Below are 11,709 nucleotides of genomic sequence, written 5' to 3' on the forward strand. Positions count from 1 at the left end.
TCCGGGGACCAGGGGGCGTCGTGGCGGAGGGGCGTCAGCCGCGGCTGGCCCAGATCGCGCGGCGGCTGTCGTACTCGACGAGGTTGCCGTCGTCCTGCATGACGAGCTTGTAGGGGCCGACCGACGCGGCGGGCGGGACGACCGACCATCCGCTCGTCGTCTCGGTGCCCACGGCGATCTGCCCGCTGGTGTCGATGGCGAAGAAGCCGCCTGCGCGGGTGGTCTTCGACGCCCAGATCGGGCCGTTCTTGCCGTAGACGACGAAGTTGCCGTCCGCCTGCATCACCGCTCGGTAGACGCCGTTCGCGGAGCGGAGGAAGCTGCCCGCCTCGAGCGAGTTCGCCGCGTAGAGGGTGGTCGAGGGGAAGGCGGCCTGGCTGGTCCAGATCACGTCGTCGGACGGGTTCACGATGATCAGCGAGCCGGCGTTGTTGATGCCCAGGCGGAGGTCCTTGCCGCGCGTGCCCGAGAACCACTTGACGGAGCCGTCGGAGCCGTAGATGACGGCGTTGCCGTCCTTCTGCATGGTGATGCGGTTGCCGGAGCCGCCGGTGCCGGTGCCCCAGACGGCGCCCTGGGGGCCGTAGCGGACGAAGTTGCCGTCGTTCTGCATGACGGCGCTGAAGCGGCCGTCGGCAGAGGTGAGCTGGTGGACGGGGCGGAGGGTCTGCTCCGTGAACAGCGTGTCGGTCACCGGCTCGGCGATGACGCGGCGGACGCTGCTCGCCCAGGCGGGCGAGCCGTTCTCGCGGTAGACGACGAGGTTGCCGTCGGGCTGCATGATCACCGAGGCTCCCGCCTCGTTGATCGTGTTCGTGCTCCACACGGGGCCGCCCTTGGCGGAGTAGACGACCATGTTGCCGTCGGTCTGCATGACCAGGTGGTCGCCGCGGCCCTGGGTGTTCGTCGCGAAGGTGGGGCGGCCCTGCGGGTCGTAGACCACCGCGTTGCCGTCGGTCTGCATCCGGAACGAGTAGCCGTTCGTGCCCGAGACGATCCGCTGTCCGGCGGCCAGCTCCTCGCCGCCGACGAGGGCGTTGTAGTAGCTGACGGCCGCGCGGGCGGTCTGCTGGGCGGCCTCGGGCGACTCGCTCGCGGGAGCGAGGCCGGTCGGCGCCTCCTCGGAGGAGGACAGTGGCTTCTGCGGGTTCTCCGCGGCGAGGGCCGGGGTCGCGCCGAAGAGCAGGGCACCGGTCGCGACGAGCGCGATCAGCCCGGAGGCGAGGGGGCGGGAGGAGGGGGAACGCGTCATCGCAGGACTTTCTCGAGTGGCCGGCGGGGGCCGGAAGAGGGGGTACTCGATGCTCGCACGGCGGACGCACGAGTGCGACCGGAACGGGGGCCCTCCGTCTGGGGGGGACGCGTGGGAGCTGAGGTCCTCCGCGGGTCAGAGCGCAGGGAGGGGCCGCCTGAGAGCGTCCAGCCGCTTCCGCCAGGCGTCCAGGCGGCCCGGCTCCGCGGCGAGCGCCGGTCCGTCCGCCCAGGCGGTCGCCAGCCGGAGACCGTGCAGGGCGTTGGCCGTCCAGACCTCACGGCCCTCGAGCGACTCCGGCTCGGCCGGGGCCTCGATCACGTCCACGCCGAGCGCGCCGGCGAGCACCGAGACGGTCCGAGCCGTCACGCTGCGCACGCGGGTGCTCGTCGCCGGAGGGACGACCAGCGCGTCGCCCAGCCACCACAGGATCGCGCTGCTCGCTCCGTCGATGACGGCGCCCTCGGCGTCGAGCAGCACGGCCTCGTCCGCTCCCGCGGCGTGCGCGCGCGTCCGCAGGAGGGCGAGACGTGCGATGTCCGGCCCCTTCCAGGACGGTGTCCGGCGCGGATCCACGGGGCTCGTCCACAGCACCACGGAGCGGGTCGTCGGCGGGGCGGATCGCAGCCGGAGCCGCAGGGCGCCTCCCGAGAGCTCGACGCGGGGGAAGGAGCGGCCCTCGCGGGGCAGGGCGGCGATCGCGGCGTGGAGGAACGGCTCGACGTCCGGGTGCCCGCCCGCCGAAGCGACGGAGGCCTCGAACCGCTCGCGGTGCAGGTCGAGCCCGCGGACCCGTCCCTCGTCCACCAGCCAGGAGTCGGCCGCGTCCAGGGAGCTGCCGGGCGGCTCGGGAACGCTCGTCAGGGCCCGCCCGTCCCACTCCCGAACCTGCTCGCCGTCCACGACCGCCTACGCTAGCCCAGTGGTCTCGGAGGATCGGCACGTCCGCTCGGTCGAGCTGCCCTGGGTCGATCCGGAGCTCGCGCACCACGCCCTGTTCGCCACGGCCGAGGCGTCGTTCTGGCTCGACTCGGGCCTCGGAGCGACGAGCGGCCGCTCCTACCTCGGGGCGTGCGCCCGCGGGGACGTGCTCCTCGTCGAGGCCGGCGGCGACGTGGCGGCGGCGCTCGCCGCGGTCGACGACGAGGCCCCCGCGGGCGACCGCGCGCTCGGCCGCTACGGCTGGATCTCCTACGAGGCGGGAGCCGCCTCCGTCTCCCTGCCCTCGGCGCCGACCGGCCCCGCGGATCCGCCGGCCCTCGCCCTGCTCCGGGGCGACCCCGTGCTCGAGTTCGACCACGGGGCCCGGACCGTCCGCCTGGTCGCCACGGGCGACGCGCAGGACCTCACCGCGCGCCTGCTCGAGCTCGTCGGCGCGCCCGCACCCGCGGACCCCGCGGATCCCGAGCCCGCCGGCGACCCGGTCCGCCGCCACTCCGCCGCCGAGTACACGGCGCTGATCGGCCGCTGCCAGGAGGCCATCCGCGCGGGCGACGCCTACCAGCTCTGCCTCACCGACGAGATCGTCGTCGAGGGCCGGTTCGATCCCGTCGAGGCGTACCGTCGCCTCCGCCGCTCCAGCCCGAGCCATCACGGCGGACTGATCCGCCTCGGCCCGCTCGCGCTCGTCAGCGCCTCGCCCGAGCGGTTCCTCACCGGCGGGGCCGACGGACGCGTCGCCACGCATCCCATCAAGGGCACGCGCCCCCGGGGCCGGGACGCCGATGAGGACCGCGCGCTCCGGGACGAGCTCGTCTCGAGCGTGAAGGAGCGGGCCGAGAACGTGATGATCGTGGACCTCGTCCGCAACGACCTCGCCCGGATCGCCGCCCCCGGCTCCGTCGTCGTCGACCGCCTGCTCGAGGTGGAGAGCTACCCGCACGTCCACCAGCTGGTCAGCGAGGTCTCGGCCCGCCGCGCGCCGGGCGTCGGGATCGCCGAGCTGATCGCGGCCCTCTTCCCGGCCGGCTCGATGACGGGAGCGCCCAAGCGCCGGGCGGTGCAGCTGCTGCGGGAGTGGGAGGGCGGTCCCCGCGGCGTCTACTCCGGCGCCTTCGGCCGCCTGGGCTCGGACGGCTCGCTGGACCTCGCGATGACCATCCGCACCCTCGTGCTCGACGGCGAGCGCGCCCGCCTGGGGACCGGCGGCGGCATCACCGCGCTCTCGGTGCCGGAGGAGGAGGTCGAGGAGACGCGGCTGAAGGCGCGGGCGCTCCTCGCGGTGCTGGGCGCCGCCGAGGAGTGAGCGGGCGCCGCGTTCGTCTGCCGTGCGCGCAGGGCCAGTAGGGTTGATGGTCGAACGCAGCCGCCCACGCGTGCGCGTTCTCCCCCTCCTTCAGAAGTGAGAAGCACCTGTGGCAGAAGACACCTCCCGGCAGACCGGCGCGAGCGACGAGGAGCGCTACGACTTCCGAGCGCTCCAGGAGAAGTGGCTCCCGATCTGGGAGGAGACGCGCCCGTTCGCGACGGACGACCCCGACGACAAGCGCCCCCGCAAGTACGTGCTCGACATGTTCCCGTACCCCTCGGGCGACCTGCACATGGGCCACGCCGAGGCGTACGCGCTCGGAGACGTGATCGCGCGCTACTGGCGCCAGCAGGGCTTCAACGTCCTCCACCCGATCGGCTGGGACAGCTTCGGCCTGCCCGCCGAGAACGCCGCCATCAAGCGCGGGCTGAACCCGGTCACCTGGACCTACGACAACATCGAGCAGCAGAAGCGCTCGATGAAGCGCTACGCCGCGTCCTTCGACTGGGACCGCGTGCTGCACACCTCCGACCCCGAGTACTACAAGTGGAACCAGTGGCTGTTCCTCAAGATGTACGAGAAGGGCCTCGCCTACCGCAAGGACAGCTGGGTCAACTGGGACCCGGTGGACCAGACGGTCCTGGCGAACGAGCAGGTCCTGGCGGACGGCACCTCCGAGCGCTCCGGCGCGGTCGTGGTCAAGAAGAAGCTCACGCAGTGGTACTTCAAGATCACCGACTACGCCGACCGCCTGCTCGACGACCTGAACCAGCTCGAGGGCTCCTGGCCGTCGAAGGTCATCGCCATGCAGCGCAACTGGATCGGCCGCTCCATCGGCGCCGACGTCGAGTTCGAGATCGAGGGCCGCGACGAGCGCGTCACCGTCTTCACCACGCGCCCCGACACGCTCTACGGGGCGACCTTCATGGTCGTCGCGCCCGACTCCGACCTCGCCTCCGAGCTGGTCGAGGGCTCCGAGCCCGCGATCCGCGACGCGTTCCGCAGCTACCTCGAGACGGTGCAGAAGTCGAGCGAGATCGAGCGCCTGACCGCCGACCGCCCCAAGACCGGCGTGTTCCTCGGCCGCTACGCGGTGAACCCCGTGAACGGCGAGCGGCTGCCGATCTGGGCCGCCGACTACGTCCTCTCCGACTACGGCCACGGAGCCGTCATGGCCGTGCCCGCGCACGACCAGCGCGACCTCGACTTCGCCCGCGCCTTCGACCTGCCCGTGCGCGTGGTCGTCGACACCAACGCGTCCGTCACCGGGGCGATCCCGGTCATCCCGGAGGACCCGGAGGAGCTGGCAGCGCTCGAGAAGGAGTACTCGCTCGACCCCGCCACGACCGGCGAGGCGCTGACCGGCGACGGCCGCCTGATCAACTCCGGGCCGCTCGACGGGCTCTCCAAGCGCACCGCCATCGAGCGCGTCATCAGGATGCTCGAGGAGCGCGGCCGCGGCCGCTCGGCCAAGAACTACCGCCTGCGCGACTGGCTGATCTCCCGTCAGCGCTACTGGGGCACCCCCATCCCGATCATCCACGGAGCCGACGGCGAGCTCGTGCCGGTTCCCGAGGACCAGCTGCCCGTCGTCCTGCCCTCCACCGACGGCCTCGACCTGCAGCCGAAGGGCTCGTCGCCGCTCGGAGCGGCGGAGGACTGGGTGAACGTGCCGCACCCGGTGGACGGCTCGCCCGCGCGCCGCGACCCGGACACGATGGACACCTTCGTCGACTCCTCGTGGTACTTCCTCCGCTTCCTCTCGCCGAAGGACGACACGGAGGCCTTCGATCCGAAGCTCGCCGAGAAGTGGGCGCCCGTCGACCAGTACGTCGGAGGCGTGACGCACGCGATCCTGCACCTGCTGTACGCGCGCTTCATCACCAAGGTGCTGTTCGACCTGGGCTACGTGTCGTTCACGGAGCCCTTCACGGCGCTGCTCAACCAGGGCATGGTGCAGATGGACGGCGCGGCGATGTCGAAGTCGAAGGGCAACATCGTCCGCCTCTCGGACCAGCTGGACGAGTTCGGCGTCGACGCCGTGCGCCTGACGATGGCGTTCGCCGGCCCGCCCGAGGACGACATCGACTGGGCCGACGTCTCGCCCGGCGGCAGCGCGAAGTTCCTCGCCCGCGCCTGGCGCCTGGCGAAGGACGTCACCTCGAGGCCCGACGTCGAGTGGAAGTCGGGCGACGCGGCTCTGCGCCGCCAGACCCACCGCTTCCTCGCGGAGTCCCCGTCGCTGATCGAGGCGTTCAAGTTCAACGTCGTGGTCGCGCGGCTGATGGAGCTCGTCAACGCGACCCGCAAGGTCGTCGACTCGGGCGCCGGGGCCGGGGACCCCGCGGTCCGCGAGGCGGTCGAGGTGGTCGCGATGGCTCTCAACCTGTTCGCGCCGTACACGGCCGAGGACATGTGGCACCGTCTGGGCTACGAGGGCACCGTCGCGCACGCGCTGTGGCGCAAGGCCGACCCGTCGCTGCTGGTCGAGGAGAAGGTCACGGCGATCCTGCAGGTCGACGGCAAGGTCCGCGACCGGCTCGAGGTCTCGCCGAAGATCTCCTCCGACGAGCTCGAGGAGAAGGCGCGGGCCACGGCCGGCGTCGCCCGGGCCCTCGTCGGCCGCGAGGTCGTGAAGGCGATCGTGCGGGCGCCGCGCCTGGTGAACCTGGTGACGAAGGCGGTCTAGCCGCCGATCCGTCCCGACGGGGCTCCTCCTCTCGCAGGAGGGGCCCCGTCGTGCGTCCTGCGCCGGTGCTGCCCTCTCCTCCACAGGGAGGCGATCCGGCGGGCTGTCCCCGGATCGGTGTCTGCGGCCGCGCCGGGCGGTGACGCGGGTCCTACCGTCGGCGGATGCCAGAGACCAGCGGGACGGACGACGAGCAGCTGACGGCGCTGCTGCGGCCCCGCCGCGCCCGCCCGCGCTGGCGCGTGGGAGTGGGAGCGGCGGTCGTGCTCGTCATCGGCGCCGCGGTGGTCGCGGTGCTGCTCGCGGGAGCGCGGTCGAGCGGTCATGAGCGGGTCCTGGAGCCCGCCGTGTCGACGAGTGCGCCCGCTGCTGCGGCGGTCGAGTCGCTGTACGTGCACGTGGCCGGGGAGGTCGCCTCTCCGGGGCTGTACGTCCTGTCGCCGGAGGCGCGGGTGGCGGACGCGGTCGCCGCCGCCGGAGGGTTCCAGGAGTCGGCGGAGCGCGCGGCGGTCAACCTGGCCCGGAGGCTCGTGGACGGCGAGCAGATCGTCGTGCCGGCCGTGGGAGCGGCGCCGGCCGCGGCGGGAGCGGCTCCGGGCGGGGCCGCTCCAGGAGGGGCCTCCGCCGCCGGATCCGTGCTGAGCCTGAGCACGGCGACGGCGGCCCAGCTGGAGGAGCTGCCCGAGATCGGCCCGGCGACCGCGAAGAAGATCGTCGCCCACCGGGAGGCGAACGGCCCGTTCTCCTCTGTCGACCAGCTGCTCGAGGTCCCCGGGATCGGCGAGAAGACGCTCGCCGCGTTCCGCGACCAGGTCGCGCCGTGAGGAGCGTGCGGGCGGCGGACCTGCGGCTCCTGCCGGCAGCGGTGTCCGCCTGGACCACGGCGTGGGCGGCCGGGATGCTGCCGGTCGCGGCGGTGCTCGACGGGGGCCTCTCGTGGTGCGCCGCGGGCTGGGTGCTCCTCGGGGCGGCGTGCGTCCTGCTCCGGCGCGGCCTCGGCGAGCGGCTGGTCGGAGCGGTGCTCGTCGCGGGCGCGGGTGCCGCCCTCGCCCTCACCTCCGTCGTCGCCGCGGCGCCCGGTGACCACCCGGCGTCGCTGCGGGAGGCACAGGAGGATCGCGCCCTCACCCCGGTCACCGTGCGCGTCGATACGGGTGCCCGACCGCTCGCGACCGGGGGAGTGTGGTTCGACGCGACGGCGCTGCGGGTGGGAGACGCGTCGACCGCGGCCCCCGTCCGCGTGCTGCTCGCCGATCCCGGCGGTCGGCTGCCGGTGGGCGCCGAGCTCGACCTGGAGGCGCGTGCTGCGGCGCAGGAGGCACCCGTCGGCGAGGCGACGATGCTGAGGGCGGCGTCCGTTCAGGACCGGCGCGGTCCCGGGGGAGCGGCGGCCGTCGCGGAGGTGCTGCGCTCGCGCTTCCTCGAGCGCGCGGCGCTGGTCGGGGGCGACGTGGCGGGGCTCCTGCCGGGCCTCGCGACCGGCGACACGTCCGCGCTCGACGCGGGGCTCGAGGAGGCGATGCGCACCGCGTCGCTCACTCACCTGACCGCCGTCTCGGGCGCCAACTGCGCCGTGGTGGTGGTCGCCGGCTGGACGATCGCGGCGCTCCTCGGCGCCGGGCGCCGCCTCCGGACCGTCGCCGCCCTCGCCCTGCTCGCCGGCTTCGTCGTGCTGGTGACCCCCGAGCCGAGCGTGGTGCGGGCCGCGGTGATGGCGACGGTGGTCCTCCTCGCGCGGCTCGGGCGTCGCTCCGGAGCGGCCGTGCCCGCCCTGCTCGCGACCGTCGTCGTGCTCGTGGCCGCCGACCCCTCGATCGCGGGGAGGCTCGGCTTCGTGCTGTCCGTCCTCGCCACCGCCGGACTCCTGCTGCTCGCCGAGCCGATCGCGGGCGCTCTCGGTCGAGTGCTGCCCCGGCCTCTCGCCCTGCTGCTCGCGGTGCCGACCGCGGCGCAGCTCGCCTGCCAGCCCGTGCTGCTGCTCGTGGACCCGTCGGTGCCGGTGTACGGAGTGCTCGCCAACCTGCTCGCCGAGCCCGCGGCACCCGCCGCGACCGGGCTCGGGCTCATCGGCTGCCTGCTCGCTCCCTGGTGGCCCGGAGCCGCCGACGCGGCGATCCGGCTCGCCGCCGTCCCCGCCTGGTGGATCGCCTCGATCGCCCGCGCCGTCGACTCGTGGCCCGCCCCGAGGATCGCCTGGTGGCCCGGAGTGGGAGGAGCGCTCGCGCTCACCGTGCTGACCCTGCTCGCCCTCGTGCTGGTCACGCAGTCGCCGCGGCTCGCGCGGGTGCGCCGGGTCGCCGCCGTCGGGCTGGCGTGCGCGATCGCCGCCGCCGGCGGCACCACCGTCGCCACGCCGCTCCTCCGCGCCGCCTCGGTTCCCGAGGACTGGCGTGTCGCGATGTGCGACGTCGGGCAGGGCGACGCGGTCCTCCTCCGCGGAGACGCGGGCGTGCTGCTCGTCGACACGGGGCCCGAGCCCGCACCGCTCGAGGCCTGCCTCCGCCTGATGGGAGTGGACCGGATCCCGCTGCTGGTGCTGACGCACTACGACCTCGACCACGTCGGCGGGCTCCAGGCCGTCCTCGGACGGACCGACGCCGCGCTCGTCGGGCCCGCCGCGGGCCGCGACGACGAGCGCGACCGGGCGGCGCTCACCGGCGCGGGGGTCGCCGTGCAGGAGGCGGTCCGCGGCGACAGCGGCGCGCTCGGCTCGCTGCGCTGGCGGGTCGAGTGGCCGGAGCGGCGGAGCGCGCTGCGGGGGAACGAGGCGAGCGTGACCCTCCGGGTCGACATCGGCCCGGACGCCCGCGGCGGCCCGCTCTCCGTCGCGCTCCTGGGCGACCTCGGCGAGCAGGAGCAAGGACGCGTCTCCCGGCTGCCGGTCGGCCGGGTCGACGTCGTCAAGGTCGCGCATCACGGCTCCGCCGACCAGTCGCCCGCCCTCTACGACGCGCTCGGCGCGAGCGTCGGGCTGATCTCCGTCGGGGCGGAGAACGACTACGGACATCCGAATCCGTCGCTCCTCGCTCTGCTGGCCGAGCGCGGGGTCGAGGCGCTGAGGTCGGATGTCGAGGGTACGGTCGTGCTCGCGTCCCGCAGCGACGGGATCGCGGTCTGGGCGAGCGGCGCGACGGCTCCCGCGGCGGCCTCGGGGCGCCGTGAGCGGGCCGTAGGGTGGAGGGCGCTCGGACGGGCGCGGCACGGAAGGACACGGCATGGCAGGCAGGGCCCCGGCGCGCGCGAAGGCAGCGCCCTCGAAGGCGGCGATCCCGCAGCTCGCCTGGAACCAGACCCGGCCGGCGCCGATCGTGCTGATCACCGGCCCGGAGCAGTTCCTCGCCGACCGCGCGCTGCGCTTCCTCCGCGAGTTCCTCCGGGCCGAGGACCCGAGCCTCGAGGTCAGCGACATCGACGCCGGCGGCTACGCGCCGGGGGAGCTGCTGACGCTCGCGAGCCCGTCCCTCTTCGACGAGCCCCGCCTCATCCGCGTCTCGAACGTCGAGAAGTGCACGGACGCGTTCCTCCTCGAGACCCTCGACTACCTCTCGGCGCCCGCGGACGGGGCGACCCTGGTGCTCCGCCACGGCGGCGGCAACCGGGGCAAGAAGCTCCTCGACGCCATCCGCTCGGGCACGGGCGGCGGCATCGAGATCGTCTGCGCCGAGCTCAAGCGCGAGAGCGACAAGGTCGACTTCGCGATCGCCGAGTTCCGCACCGCCGGCCGCACGGCGACCACCGGTGCCGTCCGAGCCCTGGTGTCTGCCTTCTCCGACGACCTCGACGAGCTCGCGTCGGCGTGCCAGCAGCTGCTGTCCGACGTCACCGGCGAGATCACCGAGGCGACCGTGGCGAAGTACTACGGCGGCCGCGTCGAGACCACGGCCTTCACCGTCGCCGACTCGGCGATCGCGGGCCGTCACGGCGAGGCGCTGCTCGGGCTCCGCCACGCCCTCGCCTCCGGTGCCGACCCGGTACCGATCGTCGCCGCGTTCGCGAGCAAGCTGCGGACCATGGCGAAGGTCGCCGGCTCGCGCGAGGGCTCGGGCCAGGTCGCCTCGCGTCTGGGCCTCGCTCCGTGGCAGGTGGACCGGGCCCGGCGCGACCTGCAGGGCTGGACCGGCGAGGGCCTCGGCACCGCGATCCTGACGGTCGCCGACGCCGACGCGAACGTGAAGGGCGCCACCCGCGACCCCGTCTACGCCCTCGAGCGCATGGTCTCGGTCGTCTCCGCCCGGGGCGTCTGACCCGCCCGAAAGGCCCTGCTCCCGCGATCCGCACCGACCTCGTCCCCGGCGAGTCTCGACCCGCCGCTCCGCGGCCACTCGACCAGCAGTGAGGGGATCACCTCCCCTCGCAGGGTCGCACCGCTGCCGACGAAGAGTCGGACGACGACCCCGCAGGGTCACCGGCGATCCGCGTGTCAGCGGATCGTCGTACCCGGAACGGAACCCGCTCCTCCCACCGCGACCATGCGCGGAAGCCGACTGCGCGACGGGCGACGAGGAACGAGGAGCCCGTCGAGATCGGTGCGGGTCACCGGCGATCCGCGTGTCAGCGGATCGTCGTACCCGGAACGCAGGACGCTCCTCCCACAGCGACCACCCCTGATAGCCGACCACGCGACGGCCGACGAGGAACGAGGAGCCCGTCGAAGACGGCACAGCTCACCGGCGATCCGCGTGTCAGCGGATCGTCGTACCCCGAAACGCTCTCCGCTCCTCCCCCCGCGACCCTCCGCGGTAGCCGACCGGGCCGCAGCCGATCAAGAACCGGACGATGCCCTCGCAGGGTCACCGGCGATCCGCGTGTCAGCGGATCGTCGTACCCGGAACGAAACCCGCTCCTCCCACCGCAATCAAGCGCGGAAGCCGACTGCGCGACGGGCGACGAGGCACGAGGAGCCCGTCGACCGCGAAGCGGAAACGACGAAGGGCCCGGCCAATGGCCGGACCCTTCGTCGTTGCAGCTTCGCGCAGTACTACAGCGCGGCGACCTGCTTCGCGATGGCCGACTTGCGGTTCGCGGCCTGGTTCTTGTGGATGACGCCCTTGCTGGCGGCCTTGTCGAGCTTCTTGGCGGCGAAGGCGAGGGCGGTGCCGGCCTTCTCGGTGTCGCCGGCGGCGATGGCGGTGTGGACCGAGCGGATGGCGGTCTTCAGCTCGCTCTTGACGGCCTTGTTGCGCTCGTTCGCCTTCTTGTTGGTGAGGTTGCGCTTGATCTGCGACTTGATGTTTGCCACGTGGATTACCTTCTTCTCGGATGTGCGTGTGTGCAGCCGGCTACTCGACGGAGTGCCCCTTCCGCGGGCGTCTGAACGCCCTGCGGTGCGACTGGAGGTCGCCGGCTTCTGATCACTCCACGCCTGCCGGGTGTCCAGAGGGGGAGCGCAAGCCAACAAGGAACTTTAGCGCACCCGTCGTCACCCTTCAACCGCGCCGCGCCCGCGGGTGCGGCGCCGTCCGGGTCGGGGCCGCCGGGGCGACACGCCGGGGGAGGCGGACCGCCGTGGCGTCTCGCGGT

Annotated in this window: 8 protein-coding genes; 4 read left to right on the forward strand and 4 right to left on the reverse strand. The window is 73.7% G+C overall.

From position 1 onward, the window contains the following. Positions 1-34: 34 nt before the first annotated feature. Complete coding sequence (locus GTU71_RS03260; RefSeq protein WP_159939304.1) at positions 35-1,252, reverse strand: hypothetical protein; 1,218 nt, start codon at positions 1,250-1,252, stop codon at positions 35-37. Positions 1,253-1,387: 135 nt separating this feature from the next. Beyond that, complete coding sequence (locus GTU71_RS03265) at positions 1,388-2,155, reverse strand: aminotransferase class IV (RefSeq protein WP_244230627.1); 768 nt, start codon at positions 2,153-2,155, stop codon at positions 1,388-1,390. Positions 2,156-2,174: 19 nt separating this feature from the next. Between GTU71_RS03265 and pabB the strand changes: the two genes are divergently transcribed. The 3 genes from pabB (at position 2,175) to GTU71_RS03280 (ending at position 7,013) form a co-directional block, all read left to right on the forward strand. After that, the gene (gene pabB / locus GTU71_RS03270) at positions 2,175-3,497 is read left to right on the forward strand and encodes an aminodeoxychorismate synthase component I (protein ID WP_159939305.1); all 1,323 of its coding nucleotides are present in this window, start codon (positions 2,175-2,177) and stop codon (positions 3,495-3,497) included. A 109-nt stretch (positions 3,498-3,606) separates the two neighbouring features. Further along, positions 3,607-6,189: a leucine--tRNA ligase gene (gene leuS / locus GTU71_RS03275; RefSeq protein WP_159939306.1), complete on the forward strand. Its 2,583-nt coding sequence runs from the start codon at positions 3,607-3,609 to the stop codon at positions 6,187-6,189. Between the two features lie 164 nt (positions 6,190-6,353). Then, entirely contained in the window at positions 6,354-7,013 is a 660-nt protein-coding gene (locus GTU71_RS03280; RefSeq protein WP_104255142.1) for a ComEA family DNA-binding protein, read from the forward strand. Between the two features lie 715 nt (positions 7,014-7,728). Here the strand turns inward: GTU71_RS03280 and GTU71_RS16380 are convergent. Then, positions 7,729-8,541 (reverse strand): hypothetical protein, encoded by an 813-nt coding sequence (locus tag GTU71_RS16380; protein WP_244230628.1) that lies wholly within the window; start codon positions 8,539-8,541, stop codon positions 7,729-7,731. Between the two features lie 863 nt (positions 8,542-9,404). Between GTU71_RS16380 and holA the strand changes: the two genes are divergently transcribed. Next, positions 9,405-10,433, forward strand: coding sequence for a DNA polymerase III subunit delta (gene holA / locus GTU71_RS03295; RefSeq protein ID WP_104296244.1), 1,029 nt, complete (start codon positions 9,405-9,407; stop codon positions 10,431-10,433). A 734-nt stretch (positions 10,434-11,167) separates the two neighbouring features. On the opposite strand, the gene rpsT is transcribed toward holA, so the two are convergent. Further along, positions 11,168-11,428, reverse strand: coding sequence for a 30S ribosomal protein S20 (gene rpsT, locus GTU71_RS03300; RefSeq protein ID WP_097165711.1), 261 nt, complete (start codon positions 11,426-11,428; stop codon positions 11,168-11,170). Positions 11,429-11,709: the final 281 nt, after the last annotated feature.

The organism is Rathayibacter sp. VKM Ac-2762 (genome assembly GCF_009866585.1).
In the GTDB taxonomy this organism is placed as follows: domain Bacteria; phylum Actinomycetota; class Actinomycetes; order Actinomycetales; family Microbacteriaceae; genus Rathayibacter.

Excerpts from the sequence above, each read along its gene's own strand:
- GTU71_RS03280 (WP_104255142.1), top strand. The coding sequence starts at position 6,354 with ATGCCAGAGACCAGCGGGACGGACGACGAGCAGCTGACGGCGCTGCTG.
- holA (WP_104296244.1), top strand. The coding sequence starts at position 9,405 with ATGGCAGGCAGGGCCCCGGCGCGCGCGAAGGCAGCGCCCTCGAAGGCG.
- GTU71_RS03260 (WP_159939304.1), bottom strand. The coding sequence starts at position 1,252 with ATGACGCGTTCCCCCTCCTCCCGCCCCCTCGCCTCCGGGCTGATCGCG.